Here is a 21,485-nt window from a genome sequence, read left to right as displayed (position 1 = left end):
ACGCCGGTGGGGCTCTTCGGCCGGTCCGGCCGTGAGGACGACGGCGGCTACGAGGACAACGCCACCCTCACTGGCGTCTTCGGGTACGAACCCGCTGACGCACCTGGCTTCCCGGCCGCCGGCTACGGCACGGGCTCCCCGGTCTCCGGGCAGCCCGCCGCCGAGCCGGCGGCCGAACCGGGACGCGGTCCGTGGCCGGCGCAACGCGAGAAATCCGGCGGAACTCCTGGGTACGCCGAGGATCCCGCCGTCACCGGGCACGCGCCGCGCGCGCGGCCCCAACGCATCCGGCCACCTGCGCGGTTGAAGCGGCGGCCGTCGCGGGCGCTGTGGATCCTCGTGGCCGTGATCGCCCTCGGCGTGGCCGCAATGAACTTCTTCAACGCCGCCCGTCACCACTCGGCGAGCCCGGCGACGCCCAGCCGCGGCCCGGTCACCTACCAGCCCGAGCCGCACCTCGTCGTGCCCGCGGTCGTCGACGGCTGGTCCTCGGTGGCCGCGCGCGACGGCAGCTTCGCCTACGACGTCCCGCCGACCTGGACACCGGAACCCGGCGTCGTCCACGGCTGGGACGGCACCGGGATTTCGCCGGGGATCACGCTCAGCACCACAGCGTCCGTCGGCCGCGGCTACTGCGGCAGCGACAGCCGCCACGGCGGGTCCGGAGTCACGACCGAAGACGGCGGCAACGCCGAAGCCGCCGCGCGCAAAGCCGTCGGCGACCTCATCGGCAGTGCCTACGACCCCGGCGCGAAGGTGACGTACGCGCCGGCGCAGGACGCGACCGTGCAGCTCGAGACCACAACCCGTCCGGCGCGGCTGGTGCTTGCCGACGTCACGCAGGGCGGCACCGACGCGTGCATCCAGAAGCACGTCACCGTCGGCGCGCTCGCCCTGGCCACCACGACCCAGTCCGTGGTCCTCGCCGTCTACACCGACGACACCACCAGCCGCGCCGACGTCGTCCGCTTGCTTCGCAGCTACCGCGGCGTGCCGGCCGCCGACCGGTCCACGACCACGCCGCCGCCGACCACGCGCTGACGCCGCAACGCCAGCTTCGCAAAGTCCTTCAGCCCGGCGCGCCCTGCGCGTATGCGCGTTCGAAGCCGCGCCGACGCCGTGCGGTTGCTGCAGAGCTACCGTGGCGTGCCGGCTGCCGAACGGCCGACGATTACGCCTACGCCGAGTACGCGTTGGCGTCGCAATGCCGGTTCCGCGAGGTTCTTCAGCCTGGTGCCGTGCAGGTATGCACGCCCGAAGCTGTGCCGACGTCGTCTGCTTGCTTCGCAGCTACCGCGGCGTGCCGGCCCCCGACCGGTCAACCACCACGCCGCCGCCGACCACGCGCTGACGCCGCAACGCCAGCTTCGCGAAGTCCTTCAACCCAGCCCCCTGCAGGTACGCGCGTCCGAGCGCGAGGCCGATGCGCGGCAGGTCGGCCTCGTCGCGGTAGGCCAGGTACAGCGGCTCGCGCCGCGGCTGGAACTTCGCCTTGAACGCGGGCAGCGAGCGGAACCCGTAGTACGGCTCCATCAGCGCGCCCACCGCGTCGAGCACCCGGTCCACCGCACGCGCCGGTGCGGTGTCGCGGCTGCGCACGAGCGGCGCGCCCGAAAGCGACACGAACCGCGCGCCCTCCTCACGCAACGCCAGGCACGCCGACGCGATCAGGAACTCCATCACCGGCCGGAACCCGCCCGGACGGCGGCGCATCACGTCGAGCGTCCACCCGCCGACCGTGCCAGAGCCCGTGTGCACCGGCAGCCACGACGTGATGCCACAGACCGTGCCCGTCGCGTCGATCGCGAGCCCCACGCGCGTCGTCGGGTCCATCGCCTCGGCGACACCGCCGAGCGTGAACCCCATCTCCGGCAGGCCTTTGTCGCCGATCCACTCCTCCGACAGCGCGCGCACCTGCTCGCGGATCGCGGGCGGCTGCTCGGCCAGGTGGAACTCGATGCCGTCCTTGCGGGCCTTGTTCAACGCCGAACGCACGTCCTGCCAGGCCTTTCCGCGGAACTGCAGGTTCTCGAGGTCCACCAGCGTGTCCTCCGCGACCTGCACGTGCTGCCAGCCCAGCTCCTGCGTCACGCCGACAGTGGCGGCCGTCGCGGAGAAAACGCATGGCACGAGCCCGGAGTTCTCGCACATCTCCCGGAACTCCGTGAGCGCGTGTGCCGCCGAGCCGCACGGCGCCACGGGATCGCCGAGCGCGATCGCGACCCCCGCGTGGCGCTGGTAAGCGAGGTAGGACGCGCCGTCGGAGGCGACGAAGTACGCGTTCTGCGGCCACGTCGTCATCCACGAGATCGTGCTGCCTCCGTTGCGCCCCAGCAGAAGCCGGGCAAGGCTGCCCTCCGGACCACCGCGCAGCAGCTTGCGGCGCCGCCGGCGTGAGGGCACGCGGAACGCCCCGCTCGCCGCGATCAGCAGCACCAGCTCGACCGTCCACAGGAGATTGTCCACGAAGAACAGCGAAAGCCCGTGGCTGTCGTACTCGGTGCGCACCAGCTTCGCCACGGCCGGGACCCCGCTCACCAGGAGCACCTGCGACACCGCGAACACGCACAACCCCACGGCCCAGCGCCACGCGACGCGCGAGCCGCGGCGCAGGCCGTTGAGCATCGGCACCACGAGCACACCCATGATGAGAATCTCTCGCGCCGACAGGGAAACCTCCGACGGGCCGAACGGTCCGTCTCCAGGGACGAGCCACATGACCACTTCGGCCACGGTGAGCAGCAGCAGTCCCGCGCACGCCAGCAGCCGCCACTCGCGCACGCTCGGCCGCACCGGTTCGGTGAGCCGTGCCTTGCCCGCGAGCCGATGGCCGAGCGGCAACGCCAGCACCAGTGCGAAGAAATGCACGAGATCCGCGAGCGTGCCGACGTACACGATCGCGACGCCCGCGTACACGCACAACCCGGCGCGCAGCCGCAGCCGCCACGGCGCGCGCAGCGTCGCGCTGGCCACGGCGATGGCCGCGAGCGTGCCGCCGGAGAAGCCGACGTCGAGCGTGGTCGCGATGTGCGCGGCCCACGTCCAGCCGGAATGGCGGCACAGCACGAGGAACTGGATCGCCGCCGCGGCCGCGGCCAGCTGCCCGCCGACGGTCACCAGGATCGTGCGCCGCGTGCCGAGCTGCCACTCCGCGAACCCTGTCAGCAGCGCGAAAGTGCCGGCCATCGGCAGGTAGAACAGCGGCCGCGGCGCGAAGAACGGGCCGGTCGCCAGCGTCCACCAGCGGCCGTGTTCCAGCGAGGGCAGGCCGTAGGCGTAGTAGGCGAACGACGGCTGGTGCTCGGCGGCTTGCCAGAGCGTGCGGCTCGCGACCCCGGCCACGAAGATCGCGAGCACGACGGTGGTGGTGAACGGCAAACGGCGCCAGAGCACGGCGAACCGCTCGCGTTTCGGCCTTCCGGCCGCCCGCCCGCGTCCCCCCGTGCCGGCACCGCTGGCGGTCCCCGCCGCCGGCGATGCGGTCGTCATGATCCGAGTCTTGCGCCTGGACCTAAAGCCGACATCCTTCGTGGGAGCGACTTGTCCCCCTAGGGGAGTGCTACCCCGGCGGGAGAAAACCCTGACCCGAAGGCGGTTGCGGGCTCAGGGAACAGCACTCGACCAGGGGCGAATCGCGCACGGCGGCCTCGGCGCGGGCGGCGAAACCGCCGTGCGGGGCGAAAACAGGGGTAAACCGCTCAGCCGAGCACTGCCTTGCGCACCGAGTCGAGGTCGGCGAGATCGGGCAGCACGGTGTGGGCGCCCGAGGCCGCGTGCTCTTCGGCGCTGTAGTGCCCGGTGGCGACGGCGACCGCGACGGCACCGTTGTCGAGGGCGGCCTTCACGTCGTTCGGGGTATCGCCGATCACCACGACGTCTCCGGGCGCGAACGCCGTGCCGTGCTTGGCGGCCGCCGCGGCCACGGCGTGAGGGACGAGGTCGGGCCGGTGCGCCGAGAGCGAGCCGTACCCGCCGATCTCCAGCTCCAGGTGCTCGTCGAGGCCGAACGCGGCGAGCTTGTGCACCGAGATCTCCGGCAGGTTGCCGGTGACGAGCGTCTGCACGGCGCCGTGGCCGGCCATCGCGGCCAGTGCCGCCGCCGCGCCGTCGAGCGCCCGGCCGGCTTGGTGCAGCGTGCCGCGGGCCTCGTCGGCCACGGCGATCAGCTCGCTCCACAGGCGCTGGATGTTCTCCTCGGTCGCCTCGATGCCGTGCGTGGTGAGGATGTCGGCGGTGATCGCGCGCTCGGTGCGCCCGCCGTAGTCGGGGTGGGTGCGCAACTCGGTGCCCATGGCCGTGAGAGCCGTGGCGTACCAGCTGCTGCCGACCCCCGTGAGGTCCACGAGCGTGTGGTCGATGTCCCAGAGCACCAGCCGGTGCGCGTGCGTCGTCACGGCCGTGAGGGTACCGGCGGAAGTATTCAACGTCCGTTGACTTTCCGGAGGACGCGACCTACTTTGTCGTAATTCAACATGTGAAGAATAACTGGGAGGCCGTGATGTCGGCTGCTCCTCGGCGCCCCGTGGGCGCGTTCGCCCTGGTCGCGGTGCTGGTGGGTGCGCTCGCCGCCGTGGTGCTGGGGTTCCTGACGTTCGGGGCGCAGGCCACCGCCGCGCCCGATCACGTTCCGGTCGCCGTTTCGGCGCCGCCCCCGCTGCAGGGGCTGGCGCGCCAGGTCGCTTCCCACGGCGGCACGCAGCTCGACTGGCGCGTCGCCAACCCGGCCGAGGCCCGGAACCTGTTGGCGGACAAGGAGGTCTACGGGGTCCTGGAGCTTCGTCCTGGCCCCGCCGCCACCGTCGTGCTCTCCGGCGCGGTGAACCCGGCGGGCACGCAGGTGGCGCAGCAGGTCCTCGCGGGCGCCGCTCAGGCGCTGCCCGGCGAGCCGCGGCTCGAGATGCTGCACCCGGCGAGCGCCGCGGCCCGGATCGTGCCCCTGGCCGCCAGCGCGCTCGCGTGGCTGGGCTCGCTCGTCGCCGGTGCCGTGCTGGTGCGGCTCAGTGCCGGCCGTCGCGTGAGCGTTCCGGTGCCCCTGGCGCAGGTGCTGGGCAGCGGCGTGCTGGTGACGGGCGTGCTGGTGGGCTTCGCCGCCCTGTGGGACTCGTCGTTGCCGCTGACCTGGGACGTGCTCGGCTTCCTGTTCCTCACGGTCACCGCGTTCGCCGCCCTGCAGGCCGGCCTCCTGCGCCTGCTCGGCCTGCGGGCGCTGGCCATCCTGGCGCCGCTGTACCTCGTGGCGCCCGCGGTGGCCGGGCAGGTGCCCGAACTGCTCAACCCGGCCTACCGCACGCTGCTGTGGTCGTGGACGCCCTTCCGCTTCTCGACCGAAGGCCTGCGCTGCCTGCTTCAGGGCGTGCCCGGCGCCCCGGACGTGACCACGGGCGCCTGGGTCCTCACCGGCCTACTCGCGGTGGGCCTAACCCTGACCCTCTGGCCAACCCGGTTGCCGCGCGACCTTCCCGAGGCTCAGCCCACGGAACGCCCCGTCGAGATCCCGGCCGGCTGAGCTCTACGCCGCCCACCCAACTCACCCCGCCAAGGCGACCATCCCGCGGGACTCATCCCGCCAAAGCGACCACAGCGCGGCCATCACCCCGCCAAGGCGATCGCCCCACCCAACTCACCTCGCCGAGGCGATCGCCCCGCGGGACTCATCCCGCCGAGGCAACTATCCCGCGAGACTCACCCCCGCCCAGGCGACCACAGCGCGAGATCGCGCCGGCTTCCGGATGGGGCGGTGCGATCGGCCCCCGGCCGATCCGACCGCCCCATCCGGAAGCCGGCTCAAAGGCGATCTCGCACGCCCCGGCGAAGCCGGGGCAGAAAACACAGCGATCTCGCACGCCTCGGCGGAGCCGAGGCCAAAGACACAGGGCAGAATTGGAGGATGCACGCCGCCGAACCGAGCACGCTCCCGTGACCGGGGGTTACCTGAAGGGCCGGATCCGCCGCGAGGACATCATTTCCGCGGCTGCGGTGGTATACGGCGAGGCCGGCTACCACGGTTCGTCGCTGCGGGAGATCGCGAAGCGCGTCGGCATCAGCCACGCCGGGCTGCTGTACTACTTCCCCACCAAGGAAGCGCTGCTCGCCGCCGTGCTCGAACGGCGTGACGCCGAGGACTCCGAGCGCGAGCAGTTGACCGTGCCTCCCGGGCTGGAGGTGCTGCGGCACTTCGTCGCGCTGGCCGAGCACAACGTGCGCCACCCGGGGATCGTCGACCTGTACTCGCGGCTGGCGGCCGAGGCCGTGGCGCCCGACCACCCGGCGCACGAGTACTTCGAGGAGCACTACCGCCAGGCGCGCGAAAGCGTGATCGGCTCGTTCCGGCTGCTGGCCACGACGGGAGAGCTGCGCAAGGGCGTGGACCCGGACTTCGCGGCGCTCACGTTCATCGCGCTCATGGACGGGCTGCAGGTCCAATGGCTCACCACCCCCGGCGACGTCGACCTCGTCGGCTCCTTGCGGTTCTACCTGCGCACCTTGCTGGCCGTGCCCCTCGAGGACTGACCACGGTCCGTGGAGGGCACCTCCCCCGAAGTGCCCTCCACGGACCGCCGGCACGCTAGAGCGTGCGCGCGCAGGGGTCCCAGCCGTCCGGCAGGGCGGGCGGGACGTCGACGGTGCTGGCCACCTCCACGGACCGGCCGCGGGTGATCGACTCGTCGATGGCGAGCATCGCGTCGAGCACGTGGTAGGCCAGCTCCCCCGACGCGCGTTCCGGCACCCCGGCCCGGATCGCGCGGGCGAGCTCCAGCGCGCCCGTGCCGCGCGAGGCGGCGTGTCCTTGCGGCGCAAGCTCTTCCGGCTCCGCCGCACCGAGCAGGTGCAGCTTCGTCGGGCCGTCGAAGCGGTTCGGGTCCGGCAGCACCGCGGTGCCGAGCGCGCCCGACACCTCGACGAAACCCGTGCGCGCCAAGGCGGAATCGAAACTCAGCACGACCTGCGCGCTGCCGCCGCGGGTGAACTCGACGAGCGCGGTCACCGTGGTGGGCACGGTCACCGCGAACTCCGTGCCGGCCCGCGGACCCGAGCCGATCACGCGCGTGTTCCGGGCGCGCCCGCCGGCGCCGGTCACCTTGCGGATCGGGCCGAACAGCTGCACGAGCTCCGTGAGGTAGTACGGCCCCATGTCCAGCAGCGGACCGCCGCCGTGCTGGAACAGGAACTCCGGCGCCGGGTGCCAGCTCTCCGGGCCCGGCGTCTGGAACAGCGCCAGCGCCGTGCGCGGTTCGCCGATGCGGCCGGCCTCGATCGCGCGCCGGGCCGTCTGCAGGCCGGCGCCGAGCACGGTGTCCGGTGCGCTCGCCACGCGCAAACCCTTCTCCCGTGCGCGATCCAGCAGTTTGCGGCCCGTCTGGCGGTCGAGCGCGAGCGGCTTTTCCGCCCAGACGCTCTTGCCCGCCTCCAGCGCCGCGAGGCCGACCTCGACGTGCGCGGCCGGGATCGTGAGGTTCACGACCAGCTCGATCTCCGGGTTCGCCAGCAGCTCCGCGACGGTTTCCCCATGCGGCACACCGTGTTTCGCCGCCTGCGCCTGTGCACGGGCCACATCCAGGTCGGCGACCGAGAGCACCCGCACGTCGGGAAAGCCCGTGAGGTTCTCGAGGTAGGTGTCGCTGATGACCCCCGCGCCGATCAAGCCGACGCCGACGGGGCCGCTGGTCACTTCGCACCCTCGGTGAGGTAGGCGAAGCTGGCGGCGATGCCTTCGAAGATGTCGCCGTCGTAGCGATCGAACTCCACCACTCGCAACGCGCCGGGCGCCGCGGCGAGAACCTCGGAGAGGGGGACGCTGCCCTGGCCCGCCGGGACCTGACCGGAGGCGTCGGTGGCGAGCGCGCCGTCCTTCACGTGGATGGCGTGCACGCGGGAGCCGAGCCGGGCGAGCAACTCGGGCGCGTTCGCCCCGCCCGCCGTGGCCCAGTAGGCGTCGACCTCCAACGCGACGGCAGGGTCGAGCTGGTCGGCGAACACCTCGAACGCGTGGCGGCCGTCGATCCGGGACTCCAGCTCCCACCAGTGGTTGTGGTAGCCGACCTGCACGCCGTGCTCCTCGGCGACCTTCGCGGCGGCGTTGAGCGCTTCCGCGGTGGCCGTGATGTCCGCGGCGTTCTGCCACTGCTCGGGCTTCACGAGCGGGTCGATGACCACGGCGATGCCGAGCTGCTTCGCCGCGGCGAACACGGCGTGCTGGTCCTCGCCGATGAGCTTCGCGTGGGCCGTCGGCGCGGTCAGCCCGTTGGCCGGCAGACCGGCGCCGAGCGCGGCCACGTTCTCGACGACGCCGTACGGCTCGACCTGGGTGAACCCGATCGCGGCGAGGCGCCGCAGGGTGTCCGCCGGGTCGGCCGCGAACGCGTCGCGGACCGAGTACAGCTGCACGGAAGGCTTGCCCATTCCAGCTCCTTGGCTTCGCGGTTCGGCGCCCGAGGCGCCGCGTCGCCTGAATTTCTACCAGGTGGTCGAAATTGACACCAGGCGTTTGCGCGAGGTCCACACGTTCGCCCGCCGTTTGAGGAGGGCCCTTGGCGGGCAGCAGTCATGAAGGGCCGAAACCACGGAAAGGGACGGCGATGATCCACCAGGGCATGGACGACTTGATGGTGAAGGGCGAAGAGGAGAGCTTCTCCGCGCTGAAGTCACGGCTCGTCGACGAGTACGGCAGCGCGCGCGAACCCGAGATCAACCGCACGATCACCGCCCAGCGCCGGCATTTCGACGACGCCGGCGTGCGCAGCTTCCTGCCCGTGCTCGTCGAGCGCCAGGTGCGCGACCGGCTCGGTGAGCCCCGAGGGCGCTGACGGGCCTTACGGGAGGATCGAGTCGACGTAGCCGCCATCGACGCGGAGGGCACCGCCGGTGGTGGCGGAGGCGAGCGGTGAGCTCAAGTACACCACGAGGTTCGCGATCTCCTCCGGCTCGATCAGCCGCTGCAGCAACGACTGGGGGCGGTGGGTCTTCATGAACTCCCGCTGCGCCTGCTCCCACGGCAGGTTCTCGTCCACGAGCTGGTAGACGAAGTCCTCGACGCCACCGGTGTGCGTGGGACCGGCGACCACCGAGTTGACCGTGACGCCCGTCCCCGCCGCCGCTTTGGCGAAGCCGCGCGACACACCCAGCAGCGCCGTCTTCGACATGCCGTAGTGGATCATCTCGGCGGGGATCACGACGGCCGAGTCGCTCGCGATGTTGAGCACGCGGCCCCAACCCTGCTCGGTCATCGCGGGCAGCGTCAGGCGCGTCAGCCGCACAGCCGCGAGCACGTTGACCTCGAAGTAGCGCCGCCACTCGTCGTCGGTGATCTCCAGCGGCTCCTGCGCGCCGAAGATGCCGAGGTTGTTCACGAGGACGTCGACGCGCCCCGCACTGTCGAGGACCTGGCGCGCGCCTTCGTCGGTGGTCACGTCGCCGGCCCCGGCCACGAACTCGCCGTCCGGCACCTGGCTCTCGAGCTCCCCGATCGCCTGCGCGACGCCCGCGTCGCCGCGCCCGTTCACCACCACGCGCGCACCCGCCTTCGCGAGCCCCGCGGCGATCGCCGCGCCGATCCCCTGCGTGGACCCGGTGACGAGCGCCGTCCTGCCGTCGAGGTCGAGCTTCATGGTTTCCCTTCCGGTGCCGATGATCTTGGTGTGCCATCATCCCGCGCCGGGCTCACGCCCGCTGAGCGTCGCTCGGCGTGACGCTCACACCAGCGGCACGTCGACGAGGTGCCCGACGTCCTGCGCCGCCGTTATCCGGAAGCCGCCGTCTTGGCCGCGTTCCCAGGCGCTGATCGACGCGTTGGGGATGTCGGTGCGGGCGGCCGCGGCCAGGAGGTCCGGCTCGGGCACGCCTTCCAGCACGTAGCGCAGCGCGAACACCGTCACCTCGTGCGCCACGAACAGCACGCGCAGGCCCGGCGTCTCGGCGCTCAGGTCCGCGAGCAGCGAGCGAAGGCGCAGCACGACGTCGGCCCAGGACTCGCCGCCGGGTGGGCGGTAGTAGAACTTGCCGAGGCGCTGTTTGCGGCGCAGTTCGTCCGGCCAGCGTTCGGCGACGCCGCGACTGGTGAGCATGTCGAGGACGCCCAGTTCGCGGTCGCGCAGGCGCTCGTCGGCACGCAGGCCGCCGGGGACCTCCACGCCTCGGGCGGCGGCCACGTCGAGGGCGACGCGGGCCGTGTCCACGGCGCGCCGGTAGGGCGAGGCCACCACGAGCTGCGGCGGCTCACCCGCGAGCCACTCCCCCGCCGCCTGCGCCTGGCGCAGGCCCAGCTCGCTCAGCGGCACGTCGGCGTCGCGCTCGGCGATGTCGATGACCTCGCGGCCCGCGGCCTCGGCGGCCTCGCGCGCGACGTTGCCGGTGCTCTGCCCGTGGCGCAGCAGGCCGACCCAGTCCAGTCGTGTCGTCACACGTCCTCAGTACCCCGGACGGACGCGTCGTCACACCCTCACAGCAACGACCGCATCCGGATCACCGCGCCCTCCGCCTCCGCGGGCGAGTGCCGTCCCAGGCCGCACGACGTGGCGACGTCCACCGGCGGCCCAGTGCCGTCTCGACGTGGTCGCGCACCGTCAGCTGGGCCCGCTCGTCCTGCCGCTCGTGGGCGATCCCCGCGACGACGACGGCGATCCCGGCCGCAGGGCGGCGCAGCCGCGCGTAGAACGCGGCGGAGGTCGGCGGCGGCTCATCACCGCCGAACATCGGCAGGTGCACGAAGTCCAGCGGACGGCCGGCGGGCCGGCGCCGCACCACCGCGTTGGCGAGAGCCACCATCGGCGCGGCAGAGCGAGGCTGTCGCAGCGCGCGGTGGCCGAGGTCGCCGAAGCACAGGTGCACGCCGAACCGCGTGCCCTCCGGCGCCCGGGCCGCCTGGCGGGTCACCAGGAACGCCATCAGCCCGGCGACCAGCCGGCGCAGTGGCGGGGGCGCGGTCGAGGTACCCCGGCACGCCCACCTGCAACGGCTCCTCCGCCGTCGCGGGCGTGCCGGAAGCACGCAACAGCTCGAATTCCGCCAGCGCGTCGTCCGCGATGTGCAACGGAATCTGCCCGGGCTCGAGCCGCCGGGCCACGAGGCGGTCGGTGTCGTCGTAGCCGGTCCAGTCGCCGTCCTTGACCACCCGCACTGCGCCGGAACTCTTGAGCTCCTTGACCACGGGCACGAACCACTGCAGGCGCTTGCCCGTCTCACCGCCGCTGATCCGGCGCAGCTGCCCCGCGAGCTCGCCGCGCTGCCACCGAAACGCCTCTTGCGCGTCCGCGAACCGCGGCAGCACCCCCACGAAGTGCAATCGACGATCCATGATCACCGGACGTTACGCACGCACCACATCCTCGCGTTCCCGCACCTAACGAGATGTGTCCGGAAGGCCACACACCGTGTCAGGGCCCGGCGGTCAGAGGTCCTTGCGGTAGACGAGGAAATCGCAGGGCGTCGCCAGCAGCGGCGCGAGGTGCGGGTAGGCCTCCTCGATCGTCGACTTCTCCTCGAGGCGGTAGCCCAGCCGCGTGTACCAGGCGGCGAGGAACTCCTTCGACGGGTGCGTGAACGACCGCGGCACCAGCAGCTCGAGCTGCATCCGCCGCCGGCCCAGCGCACGGCAGCGATCCTCGGCGAACCGCACCAGTTCACGCCCGATGCCCGCGCCCTGCAGCTGCGGCGCGGCGGCCAGCAGGCCGAACTCGCCCACGCCGTCGGCAACCGTCCGCACGCGCACGCAGCCGACCACGCGGCCCGCCTGGCGCGCCACGGCGATCTCGCCGGCCGCGACGAGCCCCGCCACCTCGGCCGCGCTCGTCCGGTCCGCGTCGCCCGCCCACAGACCGGCCTCGGCGGTCGCGTAGACGGCGTTCACCAGGGCGGCCACCTCGGCCGCCGGCACCTCGTCGGCCGCGGCGGACCGCGGCAGCATCTCGACCTCGACTGCGTCCAGGGCGCACCTCCTCGTGGGCCGCCCAGTCTACGAACCGATCAACGCCCGGTCGCACCGTCGATCAGTTCCCTCGGCGCCCGGTCTGGCCACCTCATCGCCGATCCGGCACGAAACCTTGCCGTTCCGGCAACGCGGAGAACCGCGCTACGAAGTCGTCGCCGCGGAATCGGCCTCGACCGGCCGCGCCTCGCCGAAGCCGCCGTAACGGCCGGCCTTCGCGCGCTTGCGCACCTCGTCGAAGTGCCGGTGCACGGCCTCCGCCGCGGCGTCGCCGTCGCGCGAGACCAGGGCGTCGACGATCACCTGGTGCCGCTTCGCCGTGCTCGCCGCCGAGGACACCGGCCCGCCGAGCTCGCCCTCGGCCGCGCGGTAGACGTCCCAGAACAGCCCCGTGAGCTCGCGCGCCAGGTCGAAGCCCGCTTCCGCGCAGATGAGGTCGTGGAACTCCCGGTCGGCGACCGCGGCATCCGGCCCCTTGCGGCGCATCCGCGCGACGCAGACCTCCAGTTCGGCGATCAGCTCGGGGCGGTGCTCCGACGCGACCCGCCGGGTCAGCTCCGTCTCGATCATCTCGCGGACCTCGAGCAGGTCGCGCAGGCGCCCGGCGTGTCTGGCGCCGCGGGTGCGCGTGCGGAACAGCAGCCACGTCTGCAGGGCCTCGGAGCCGGCCGAGCCGACGAAGGTGCCGTAGCCGTGGCGGATCTCGACGATGCCGAGCGCCTGCAGTGCCTTGATCGCCTCCCGGATCGAGTTGCGGCTCACCCCGATGTCTTCCATCAGGCTGAGTTCCGTGGGCATCGGCGCGCCCGGCGGGAGGTCGCGGTCGATGATCAGGTCGATGATCCGTTTGGTGATCTCTTCACTGCGTTGCGGGCGCGCCAAAACAGTCTCCCCGGATGTTTCTTTCGTTCGCTGGCACGTCGCCATCGGAGGACATCCTACGTCATACCTCGTCGAATCCCCGGCAGATCCCGGCCCGGTGGCGAAATCGCGCCGTCCCCTTGACCGGTACCCGGTGGAGTTCTAGGGTTCGGCGAAGTCATAGGACGTCCCACGTCCTACTTCTCATGACTTCTGGTGGGCGAAACACACAGTCAGGAGACATCGATGTCCCGAACCGCCATGGGGTCCGGCCCCACGTTCGACCGGCGCACGCTGCTGCGCTACGCGGGCCTCGTGGGCGCCACCGCCGCCTTCTCCTCGACGCTGGCCGCGTGCGGCGGCCCCGCGTCGACGAACAAGACGGGCAGCTCCACCGACTCCCTCACCGCAGTGATCGGCTACGGCAACAACCAGTCCTGGGACCCGTTGCAGACCGCCTCGGCGTTCTCCATGGCCGCCATCCTGCACAGCTACGAATCGCTCGTCGAAGGCGACCCCGTCACGCGCGCCCCGTTCCCCGGCCTGGCGAAGGCACTGCCGGCCGACGTGAGCGGCACCAGCATCAAGTTCGAGCTGCGAGACGGTGCCAAGTGGCACGACGGGCAGCCCGTGACCGCCGACGACGTGGTGTTCACCTACGCCCGCGCCCTGGACGCGAAGGAGAACGTGCTGATCCACAGCTTCTTCGCCCAGTGGCTGAAAGAAGTCAGGAAGGTCGACGACCACACCGTCGAGTTCGTGCTGAAGTTCCCCTTCCCGTACGCGCTGCAGCGGATCCAGATCTGCAAGATCCTCCCGAAGCACGTGTACGAGAACAACTGGCCGCTCGCCGTCGGCGGCAAGGTCGTGGGTTCCGGCCCGTACAAGGTCACCGAGCAGGCGCCGCTGTCGCACACCTCGTTCGAGAAGTTCGCCGACTACAACGGCCCCCGCCCCGCCGCGTATCAGAAGATGCTGTGGAAGTCCATTGTGGACTCCGCCCCGCGCGTGGCTGCGATCTCCGGCGCGAAGCCCGACGCGCAGATCGTGGAGAACATCCCCGCCGCCAACGCCGACCAGCTGCGCAAGGCCGGGCGCACCGTCGAGTTCGCCGACGGCGGCAACAACCTGTACCTGATGTTCAACACCGCCCACGCACCCTTCGGCGACAAGCGCGTGCGCCAGGCGCTGCACTACGCCATCGACAAGAAGAAGATGATCGACATCGGCCTGCGCGGCACCGGTACCGCGGGCACGTCGTTCATCAACCCGAAGCTGCCGCAGTCGCAGCCGGCGTCGCAGAGCTTCGCCTACGACCCGGCGAAGGCCAAGCAGCTGCTGGCCGAGGCCGGCGTCGGCAACCTGAAGATCTCCTTGTCCACCACCAACACCTCGCTCGTGCTCGACTGCGTGAAGGTGATCAAGGAGGGCTGGGACGCGATCGGCGTCGAGACCACTTTGGACTCCCAGGACACCAAGGCGCTGTTCTCCAAGCTGGACAACGGCAACGACTTCCAGGTCGTGTCCACCACGAACAACCCGATGCAGTTCGGCAACGACCCCGACCTGCTCATCCGCTACTACTACGACGCGCAGTCGCTGATGATGACGAAGTACGCGCGCTGGAACAACGCCGACACCGAGGCCCTGCTCGGGCTGCAGGACCAGGCGGCCGCGGAGCCGGACGAGACCAAGCGCAACGGGCTGTACAAGCAGCTGCTGGACCTGATCTCCGAGCAGGCCGTGATCTACCCGATCGTGTTCACCCAGCTCGGCACGGCGTGGGACCCGACGGCGATCACCGGCGTGCGCGCGCAGGGCTACCCCGGCATCTACCTCAACCAGGCCAAGCCGGTCTGACGCGGGAGGACCACCCACCGTGATCGTCGTCGTGCGGATGCTGGCCTCTCGCATCCTCGCCCTGATCCCGCTGCTGCTCGGCGTGATCCTGTTCGTGTTCATCGTGATGCAGTTCTCCCCCGTGGACCCGGCGCTCGCCGCCTTCAACGGGGCGAACGCGACCGAGGCGCAGCTCGACCAGTTCCGCCAGGCCAACGGGCTGCTCGATCCCCTGCCCCTGCAGTACGTGCACTTCGTGTGGCACCTGCTGCAAGGCGACTTCGGCACCAGTGTGATCACCAAGGAGCCGGTGGGCCAGACCATCGCCACCGCGCTCCCGCTCACCGTGCAGCTCACGCTGCTCGGACTGCTGATCGCGCTCGTGCTCTCGGTCGTGCTCGGCGTGACGTCGGCGCTGTTCCGCGGCCGCTGGCCCGACCACCTGATCCGGGTGGTCACGCTGGCGGGCGTCGCGGCACCGGCGTTCTGGATCGCGTTGCTGCTCGTGCAGTGGCTCGCCGTGGGCAAGGGCCTGTTCCCCACCAGCGGTTACGTGAGCCCGGCCGACTCGGTCTCGGGCTGGCTCAACTCGCTCACGCTGCCGGCGATCTCGCTGTCGCTGCCGGTCGCCGCGCAGCTCACGCGCGTGATCCGCACGTCGATGGTCGAGGAGCTGGACAAGGACTACGTGCGCACGGCCCGCGGCGGCGGCCTGCCGCCCGTGGTCGTGGTGGGCCGCAACGTGCTGCGCAACGCGCTGGTCAACCCGCTCACCGTGCTCGGCCTGCGCGTCGGCTACCTGCTCGGCGGCGCGGTGGTGATCGAGACGATGTTCGCGCTGCCCGGCATGGGCCAGAACATGATCCAGGCCGTGCAGGACGGCGACACGGCGAAGGTCCAGGGCTTCGTGATCACCATCGCCGTGGGCTTCGTGCTCGTGAACCTCATCGTCGACGTGCTCTACCTCATCGCCAACCCGAGACTGCGGAGCCACGCCTGATGCGCCCCGTCCTGCACGCGAACCTCACCGACCGGCTCTCGCGGCCCGGGGTGCGGTTCCGGAAACTCCCGCCCACGTCGTGGCTCGCGCTCGGCCTTCTCGTGGTGCTCGCGCTCGTCGCGATCTTCGGCACGCTGCTGGCCACGCACAATCCCGACGCACTCAGCACCGACACCGGCGGCCCGAGCGCCGAGCACTGGTTCGGCACCGACCAGTCGGGCCGCGACATCTTCTCGCGGCTGGTGGCCGGCACGCGCTGGTCGCTCGCGATCGGCCTCGGCGCCACGGTGCTCGCGCTCATCGCGGGCGTGGTGATCGGCTCGTTCGCCGCGACGTCCGGGCGCAGGACCGACGCCGTGGTGATGCGCGTGATGGACGTGATCATGGCGTTCCCCGGCATCGCGCTCGCCGCGGTGCTGGTGGCGGTGTTCGGCCGCGGCATCCTCGTGCTGATCCTCGCGATCGGGTTCCTCAACATGGCCCCGGTCGCGCGGATGGTGCGGGCCAACGTGCTGGCGCAGTACGGCGAGGACTACGTGGACGCCGAGCGCGTGATCGGCGCGAAACGGCTGTTCATCCTCGCCAGGCACGTCGCGGTCAACTGCGCGGCGCCGATCCTCGTGTACTGCACGGTGACGGTGGCCGACGCGATCGTGTTCGAGGCGTCGCTGTCGTTCATCGGCGCGGGCATCCAGCCGCCGAACCCGTCGTGGGGCTCAGTGCTCTCGGACGGCAAGGACCTCGTGCTGACGGGCGGCTGGTGGGCCACGTTGTTCCCCGGCCTGCTGATCCTGATCACGGTGCTGGCGCTCAACATCCTGTCCGAAGGCATCTCCGACGTGTGGGCCGCGCCTTCGGCCCGCAACGCGAAGGCCGGCGAGGTCGCCAAGAAGATCGAGGCGGAGAAGGCCGCGGAGAACACCGCGCCGGTGCTCCCGCTCGCGGGCCTGCTCGAGGCCGGGGAGCGACTGGCGGCGAAGGCACGTGATCTCACCGGGCGCAGGCCCGTGCTGGAGGTGAAGGACCTCGCGATCAGCTTCCCCGACCGGCACAACGGCGTGAACGTGGTCGACGGCGTGTCCTTCACCGTGCGTTCCGGCGAGGTGCTGGGGCTGATCGGCGAGTCGGGCTGCGGCAAGTCGCTCACCGCGCTGTCGATCATGGGCCTGCAGCCGGCGGGCGCGCGGCTCTCAGGCGAAGTCCTGTTCGAGGGCGAGGACCTGCTCACCATGAAGGCGGGCCCGCGCCGGCGCCACCTCGGCCACGACATCTCGATGATCTACCAGGACGCGCTGAGCTCCCTGAACCCGGCGATGACGATCCGCGCGCAGCTCAAGCAGTTCACCCGCCGTGGCGGCACGTGCACGCCGCAGGAGCTGCTGGAGCTGGTGAACCTGGATCCCGGCCGCACGCTGCGGTCCTACCCGCACGAGCTGTCTGGCGGGCAACGCCAGCGGGTGCTGATCGCCATGGCCCTGTCGCGCAGCCCCCAGCTGATCGTGGCCGACGAGCCGACCACGGCGCTCGACGTGACCGTGCAGGCGCAGATCATCAAGCTGTTGCTGCGCCTGCAGGAAGAGCTCGGCTTCGCGCTCATCCTGGTGTCGCACGACCTGGCGCTGGTCTCCGACGTCGCCGACCGCGTGGTCGTGATGTACGGCGGGCAGGTGGCCGAGACGGGCGCCACGGCCGACGTCGTGGGCTCGCCGCGGCACCACTACACGCGCGGGCTGCTGTCGGCCGTGCTGTCGCTGGAGGAGAACGAGGCCACGCTCACCCAGATCAAGGGCGTCGTGCCCGCCCCGGCGGACTTCCCGCCCGGGTGCCGGTTCGCCGACCGCTGCCCGGCCGCGCGCGGCCACTGCTTCGAGGTGGCCCCCGAGCCCGAGGGGAACGGCCACCTCGTCGCCTGCCACTACCCCGCCGAACGCACGACCCCGGCCGTCGTGGAAGGAGCGCAGGTATGACGCTGGTCGAAGTCGACGGCGTGCACGTGGTGCACCGCGTCCGCGCGGCGAGCCTGTTCGGGCGCGACAACGTCTACGCGCTCACCGACGCGAACCTGGAGATCGCCGCGGGCGAGACGGTGGGCGTGGTCGGCGAGTCCGGCTGCGGCAAGTCCACGCTCGCCAAGGTGCTCGTCGGGCTGCAGAAACCGACACACGGCACCGTCCGCTACGGCGGCAAACCGCTGTCGGGGATGCGCCCGGCCGAGCTCGGCCGGCAGGTCGGATTGGTCTTCCAGGACCCGGCCACAGCGCTCAACCGGCGCTTGCCCGTCGCGAAGATCCTGCGCGACCCGCTCGACGTGCACCACGTGGGCACGCCCGCCGAACGCGCCGAGCGCGTACGGGAGCTGATGGGCCTGGTCGGGCTGCCGAGCAGCGTCGCGGACGCGTTGCCGGCGCAGCTTTCGGGCGGCCAACGCCAGCGCGTGGCCATCGCGCGGGCGCTGGCCCTGCGGCCGGCGCTGCTCGTGGCCGACGAACCGACGTCCGCGCTCGACGTGTCGGTGCGCGCGCAGATCCTCAACCTCCTCATCGAACTGCGCGAGAAGCTCGGTCTCGCCATGGTTTTCGTGTCGCACGACATCCAGACCGTGCGGCGCATGAGCGACCGGATCGTGACGATGTACCTCGGGCGGATCGTCGAAGAAGCGGCCGCCGAGGACCTGCCGGGCGACGCGCGGCACCCGTACACCCGGGCGCTGTTCTCGGCGACGCCGAGCCTGCTGCACCCGGTCGAACCGATCGTCCTCAGTGGACCCGTGCCGTCGGCGACCGCGCCGCCGAGCGGCTGCGCGTTCCACACCCGCTGCCCTAAGGCCACCGACGTGTGCGCGCTCGCCCTGCCGCCGCTCACCGAGGCCGCGGGGCACAGCTACCGCTGTATCCACCCAGAGATCACCACCGGAGTGAACGCCTCATGACCGCGACGAAGTTCGCCGGCATCATCCCCCCGCTGTGCACGCCCTTCAACGACGACTTCACCGTGGACACCGAGTCGCTGCGGCGCCACGTCGAGTTCCAGCTCGACGCCGGCGTCCACGGCATCTTCGTGCTCGGCTCGTCGAGCGAAGTCGCCTTCCTGCCCGACGCGCAGCGCCGCGTGACGATCGAGACGGCCGTGGACCAGGTCGCCGGCCGCGTGCCGGTGCTGGCCGGCTGTATCGACATGACGACCTTGCGCGTGGCCGAACACGTGAAGACCGCCGAGGAGGCGGGCGCCGACGCCATCGTGGTCACCGCGCCGTATTACACGCGCACGCACGTGGCCGAGATCGACCGCCACTTCCGGCTCCTGCACGAGAAGACGGCGCTGCCGATCTTCGCCTACGACATCCCCGTGGCCGTGCACACGAAACTCGACCGCGAGCTCGTGCTGAGCCTCGCGGCCGACGGCGTGATCGCCGGTCTGAAGGACTCCAGCGGCGACGAGGCCGGCTTCCGCTTCGTGCTCAAGGAGCGCCGCGAACGCGGCCTCGACACCTTCGCCGTGTTCACCGGCTCGGAGCTGCTCGTGGACTCCGCGCTCGCGCTGGGCGCGGACGGCGCGGTGCCCGGGCTCGGCAACGTCGACCCGGTCGGCTACGTGCTGATCTACGACCACGTCCGCTCCGGCAACCCCCACGCGGCGCGGCGCGAGCAGGACCGCTTGCTCTCGTTGTTCACCATCACCGACGTCGCGCCGCCGAGCCGGATGGGGCGCGGCTCGGCGGCACTGGGTGCGTTCAAGGCGTCGATGAAGATGCGCGGGTTCATCGACAACGCCGTGATGGCGCCGCCGCAGCTGCCGCTCAACGGCGACGAACTGCTGCGCATCAAGGAGAAGCTGGCCGAAGCGGGGCTGCTCTAGATGGACCGCGTCTACTACGGCGGCGACTACAACCCGGAGCACTGGTCCCCCGAAGTGTGGGACGAGGACCTGTCGCTCATGGCCGAGGCGTCCGTCTCGATGGTCACGGTCGGGATCTTCTCGTGGGCGCAGGTGGAACCGCGGCCGGGCGAGTACGACTTCGGCTGGTTCGACACGGTGCTGGACAAGCTCGCGGCGGGTGGCGTGGACGCGTGCCTGGCCACCATGACGGCGTCACCGCCGCCGTGGCTCTCCCACCGGTATCCCGAAATCCTGCCCGTGCGCGTGGACGGGACGCGGCTTTCGGCGGGGGCGCGGCAGCAGTTCTGCCCGTCGAGCCCGGTGTACCGCGAACACGCGGCGCGGCTGGTGGAGCGGGTGGCCACGCGGTACGCCGGGCACCCGGCGCTGAAGATGTGGCACATCGGCAACGAGTTCGGCTGCCACATCCGCGCGTGCTACTGCGAGGTCTCGGCCGCCGCGTTCCGCGACTGGCTGCGCGAGCGGTACCAGAGCGTCGAGGCGCTCAACGCGGCCTGGAGCACCACGTTCTGGTCGCAGCGGTACGACGACTGGGCCGAGATCGAGCCGCCGCGCGTGGCGCCGACGTTCCCGAACCCCGCGCAGCAGCTGGACTACCACCGCTTCTCCTCCGACGCGTCGCTCGGCTGCTACCTCACCGAGCGCGAGGTGCTCTCGCGGGTGACGCCGGACGTGCCGGTGACGACGAACTTCGTCGGTCTGGTGCAGAAAGCGCTCGACTGGCATTCCTGGACGCCGCACGAGGACGTGGTGAGCCTCGACTCCTATCCCGACCCCTACGATCCGCGCGGGCACGTCGAAGCGGCGTTCGCGTACGACCTCGTGCGGTCCACCAAGGACGGACAGCCGTGGCTGCTGCTGGAGCAGGCGCCGAGCGCGGTGAACTGGCGCACGCGCAACGGCCCCAAGCCACCGGGCTCGATGCGGCTGGGCAGCTGGCAGGCCGTGGCCCGTGGCGCCGACGCCGTGCTGTTCTTCCAGTGGCGCCAGACAGCCGGCGGCGCCGAGAAGTTCCATTCCGCGATGGTGCCGCAGGGCGGGCGGGACACGCGCACGTACCGCGAGGTGGCCGACCTCGGCCGTGAACTGGCGTCGGTGCCGCAGCTCGCGGGCAGCCGGGTGAGGGCCGAAGTCGCGATCCTGCACGACTGGAACAGCTGGTGGGCCCTCGAGCTCGACTCGCACCCGTCGGACGACCTGCGACAGCTCGACGCGCACCTGGCCCACTACGCACCGCTCTTCGACGCCAACGTGACGTGTGACGTCGTGCGCCCGACCCGGGAACTGTCCGGGTACAAGCTCGTGGTGGTGCCGAACCTGTACCTGATGGACGCCGGCGTCGCGGAGAACCTTCGGTCCTATGTGGCCGGTGGCGGGCACCTGGTGGTGTCGTTCTTCTCCGGCATCGTCGACGAGAACGACCGCGCGTACCTGGGCGGGTACCCGGCGCCGTTGCGGGACGTGCTGGGCCTGAGGGTCGACGAGTTCTGGCCGCTGCCCGAGGGCGGCTCGATCGGGCTCTCGCTCGGCTGCGCTTCCCGCGAGAAGGCTTCCGCCACCATCTGGTCGGAGTGGGTGGAGACCGAGGGCGCGGCCGTGGTCGCGACCTTCGGCTCGGGGGAGCTCCCCGGCCGCCCGGCCGTGACGCGGAACTCCTTCGGCGAAGGGGTCGCCTGGTACCTCGCGACCCGGCCCGACGCGGCCACGATGAGCGCGTTGTTCGACCGGATCACCGCCGCGGCCGGGGTTGCGCCCGTGCTGCCCGGCCTGCCCGAGGGCGTGCAGGCCGTGGTCCGGCACGGTGCCGACGGCCAGTACCTGTTCCTGCTCAACCACGGCGCCGAGGCGGTCACGGTCACGCTGCCCTCGCCCGCGCCCGATCTGCTCACCGATCCCGGCCACCCGACGGAAGCGGTGCTCCTGGCCCCGCGTGGGGTGGCCGTTCTACTGGGGAGTTTCACTTAGCCG

The 21,485-nt window shown here is 71.5% G+C and carries 19 protein-coding genes; 10 read left to right on the top strand and 9 right to left on the bottom strand.

All coding sequences use genetic code 11. The features are described from left to right. Positions 1–6: 6 nt before the first annotated feature. Positions 7–1,041 (top strand): hypothetical protein, encoded by a 1,035-nt coding sequence (locus AB0M56_RS38265; RefSeq protein WP_364185462.1) that lies wholly within the window; start codon positions 7–9, stop codon positions 1,039–1,041. A 249-nt stretch (positions 1,042–1,290) separates the two neighbouring features. Here AB0M56_RS38265 and AB0M56_RS38260 read toward each other — a convergent pair whose 3' ends face one another. Both AB0M56_RS38260 and AB0M56_RS38255 read right to left on the bottom strand, forming a co-directional pair. Then, positions 1,291–3,489, bottom strand: a complete 2,199-nt coding sequence (locus AB0M56_RS38260; RefSeq protein WP_364185460.1) for a DUF2156 domain-containing protein — start codon at positions 3,487–3,489, stop codon at positions 1,291–1,293. 209 nt (positions 3,490–3,698) lie between these two features. Next, the gene (locus tag AB0M56_RS38255) at positions 3,699–4,394 is read right to left on the bottom strand and encodes a haloacid dehalogenase-like hydrolase (RefSeq protein ID WP_364185458.1); all 696 of its coding nucleotides are present in this window, start codon (positions 4,392–4,394) and stop codon (positions 3,699–3,701) included. Positions 4,395–4,498: 104 nt separating this feature from the next. Here AB0M56_RS38255 and AB0M56_RS38250 point away from each other — a divergent pair, with 104 nt between their 5' ends. Then, positions 4,499–5,506, top strand: coding sequence for an ABC transporter permease (locus tag AB0M56_RS38250; RefSeq protein ID WP_364185456.1), 1,008 nt, complete (start codon positions 4,499–4,501; stop codon positions 5,504–5,506). Positions 5,507–5,916: 410 nt separating this feature from the next. Then, positions 5,917–6,510, top strand: a complete 594-nt coding sequence (locus tag AB0M56_RS38245; protein WP_364185454.1) for a TetR/AcrR family transcriptional regulator — start codon at positions 5,917–5,919, stop codon at positions 6,508–6,510. 55 nt (positions 6,511–6,565) lie between these two features. On the opposite strand, the gene AB0M56_RS38240 is transcribed toward AB0M56_RS38245, so the two are convergent. After that, a complete protein-coding gene (locus tag AB0M56_RS38240) occupies positions 6,566–7,669 on the bottom strand; it encodes a Gfo/Idh/MocA family oxidoreductase (RefSeq protein ID WP_364185452.1) in 1,104 nt (367 codons plus the stop codon). Then, the gene (locus AB0M56_RS38235) at positions 7,666–8,400 is read right to left on the bottom strand and encodes a TIM barrel protein (RefSeq protein ID WP_364185451.1); all 735 of its coding nucleotides are present in this window, start codon (positions 8,398–8,400) and stop codon (positions 7,666–7,668) included. The genes AB0M56_RS38240 and AB0M56_RS38235 overlap by 4 nt, the downstream gene beginning before the upstream one ends. Before the next feature lie 176 nt (positions 8,401–8,576). On the opposite strand from AB0M56_RS38235, the gene AB0M56_RS38230 reads away from it, so the two are divergent. Then, entirely contained in the window at positions 8,577–8,804 is a 228-nt protein-coding gene (locus tag AB0M56_RS38230) for a three-helix bundle dimerization domain-containing protein (protein WP_364185449.1), read from the top strand. A 6-nt stretch (positions 8,805–8,810) separates the two neighbouring features. On the opposite strand, the gene AB0M56_RS38225 is transcribed toward AB0M56_RS38230, so the two are convergent. The 5 genes from AB0M56_RS38225 to AB0M56_RS38205 form a co-directional block, all read right to left on the bottom strand. Continuing rightward, entirely contained in the window at positions 8,811–9,605 is a 795-nt protein-coding gene (locus AB0M56_RS38225) for an SDR family oxidoreductase (protein WP_364185447.1), read from the bottom strand. An 84-nt stretch (positions 9,606–9,689) separates the two neighbouring features. Beyond that, on the bottom strand, positions 9,690–10,397 hold the full coding sequence (locus AB0M56_RS38220; protein ID WP_364185446.1) for a histidine phosphatase family protein: 708 nt from the start codon (positions 10,395–10,397) through the stop codon (positions 9,690–9,692). Between the two features lie 61 nt (positions 10,398–10,458). Beyond that, on the bottom strand, positions 10,459–10,881 hold the full coding sequence (locus AB0M56_RS38215) for a hypothetical protein (RefSeq protein ID WP_364185444.1): 423 nt from the start codon (positions 10,879–10,881) through the stop codon (positions 10,459–10,461). Between the two features lie 502 nt (positions 10,882–11,383). Continuing rightward, positions 11,384–11,899 carry a GNAT family N-acetyltransferase gene (locus tag AB0M56_RS38210; protein WP_364185442.1) on the bottom strand — a complete coding sequence of 172 codons (516 nt, stop codon included), beginning with the start codon at positions 11,897–11,899 and terminating at the stop codon, positions 11,384–11,386. Positions 11,900–12,064: 165 nt separating this feature from the next. Next, the gene (locus AB0M56_RS38205) at positions 12,065–12,802 is read right to left on the bottom strand and encodes a FadR/GntR family transcriptional regulator (RefSeq protein ID WP_364185441.1); all 738 of its coding nucleotides are present in this window, start codon (positions 12,800–12,802) and stop codon (positions 12,065–12,067) included. 225 nt (positions 12,803–13,027) lie between these two features. On the opposite strand from AB0M56_RS38205, the gene AB0M56_RS38200 reads away from it, so the two are divergent. From AB0M56_RS38200 to AB0M56_RS38175, 6 genes are read left to right on the top strand one after another with little or no spacing between them, the layout of a single operon-like run. Beyond that, on the top strand, positions 13,028–14,641 hold the full coding sequence (locus AB0M56_RS38200; RefSeq protein WP_364185439.1) for an ABC transporter substrate-binding protein: 1,614 nt from the start codon (positions 13,028–13,030) through the stop codon (positions 14,639–14,641). Positions 14,642–14,660: 19 nt separating this feature from the next. After that, positions 14,661–15,620, top strand: coding sequence for an ABC transporter permease (locus tag AB0M56_RS38195; RefSeq protein WP_364185437.1), 960 nt, complete (start codon positions 14,661–14,663; stop codon positions 15,618–15,620). Next, positions 15,620–17,587, top strand: a complete 1,968-nt coding sequence (locus AB0M56_RS38190) for a dipeptide/oligopeptide/nickel ABC transporter permease/ATP-binding protein (protein ID WP_364185435.1) — start codon at positions 15,620–15,622, stop codon at positions 17,585–17,587. The genes AB0M56_RS38195 and AB0M56_RS38190 overlap by 1 nt, the downstream gene beginning before the upstream one ends. Then, a complete protein-coding gene (locus AB0M56_RS38185) occupies positions 17,584–18,549 on the top strand; it encodes an ABC transporter ATP-binding protein (RefSeq protein ID WP_364185434.1) in 966 nt (321 codons plus the stop codon). The genes AB0M56_RS38190 and AB0M56_RS38185 overlap by 4 nt, the downstream gene beginning before the upstream one ends. Beyond that, on the top strand, positions 18,546–19,475 hold the full coding sequence (locus tag AB0M56_RS38180) for a dihydrodipicolinate synthase family protein (protein ID WP_364185433.1): 930 nt from the start codon (positions 18,546–18,548) through the stop codon (positions 19,473–19,475). The genes AB0M56_RS38185 and AB0M56_RS38180 overlap by 4 nt, the downstream gene beginning before the upstream one ends. Further along, entirely contained in the window at positions 19,476–21,482 is a 2,007-nt protein-coding gene (locus AB0M56_RS38175; RefSeq protein WP_364185432.1) for a beta-galactosidase, read from the top strand. Positions 21,483–21,485: the final 3 nt, after the last annotated feature.

This window comes from Amycolatopsis sp. NPDC051372 (assembly GCF_040682095.1).
Taxonomy (GTDB): Bacteria; Actinomycetota; Actinomycetes; order Mycobacteriales; family Pseudonocardiaceae; genus Amycolatopsis.
This window is presented reverse-complemented; position numbering and strand designations above follow the sequence as displayed.

Excerpts from the sequence above, each read along its gene's own strand:
- AB0M56_RS38260 (WP_364185460.1), bottom strand. The coding sequence starts at position 3,489 with ATGACGACCGCATCGCCGGCGGCGGGGACCGCCAGCGGTGCCGGCACG.
- AB0M56_RS38250 (WP_364185456.1), top strand. The coding sequence starts at position 4,499 with ATGTCGGCTGCTCCTCGGCGCCCCGTGGGCGCGTTCGCCCTGGTCGCG.
- AB0M56_RS38235 (WP_364185451.1), bottom strand. The coding sequence starts at position 8,400 with ATGGGCAAGCCTTCCGTGCAGCTGTACTCGGTCCGCGACGCGTTCGCG.
- AB0M56_RS38230 (WP_364185449.1), top strand. The coding sequence starts at position 8,577 with ATGATCCACCAGGGCATGGACGACTTGATGGTGAAGGGCGAAGAGGAG.
- AB0M56_RS38225 (WP_364185447.1), bottom strand. The coding sequence starts at position 9,605 with ATGAAGCTCGACCTCGACGGCAGGACGGCGCTCGTCACCGGGTCCACG.
- AB0M56_RS38215 (WP_364185444.1), bottom strand. The coding sequence starts at position 10,881 with ATGGCGTTCCTGGTGACCCGCCAGGCGGCCCGGGCGCCGGAGGGCACG.
- AB0M56_RS38210 (WP_364185442.1), bottom strand. The coding sequence starts at position 11,899 with ATGCTGCCGCGGTCCGCCGCGGCCGACGAGGTGCCGGCGGCCGAGGTG.
- AB0M56_RS38200 (WP_364185439.1), top strand. The coding sequence starts at position 13,028 with ATGTCCCGAACCGCCATGGGGTCCGGCCCCACGTTCGACCGGCGCACG.
- AB0M56_RS38190 (WP_364185435.1), top strand. The coding sequence starts at position 15,620 with ATGCGCCCCGTCCTGCACGCGAACCTCACCGACCGGCTCTCGCGGCCC.
- AB0M56_RS38185 (WP_364185434.1), top strand. The coding sequence starts at position 17,584 with ATGACGCTGGTCGAAGTCGACGGCGTGCACGTGGTGCACCGCGTCCGC.
- AB0M56_RS38180 (WP_364185433.1), top strand. The coding sequence starts at position 18,546 with ATGACCGCGACGAAGTTCGCCGGCATCATCCCCCCGCTGTGCACGCCC.
- AB0M56_RS38175 (WP_364185432.1), top strand. The coding sequence starts at position 19,476 with ATGGACCGCGTCTACTACGGCGGCGACTACAACCCGGAGCACTGGTCC.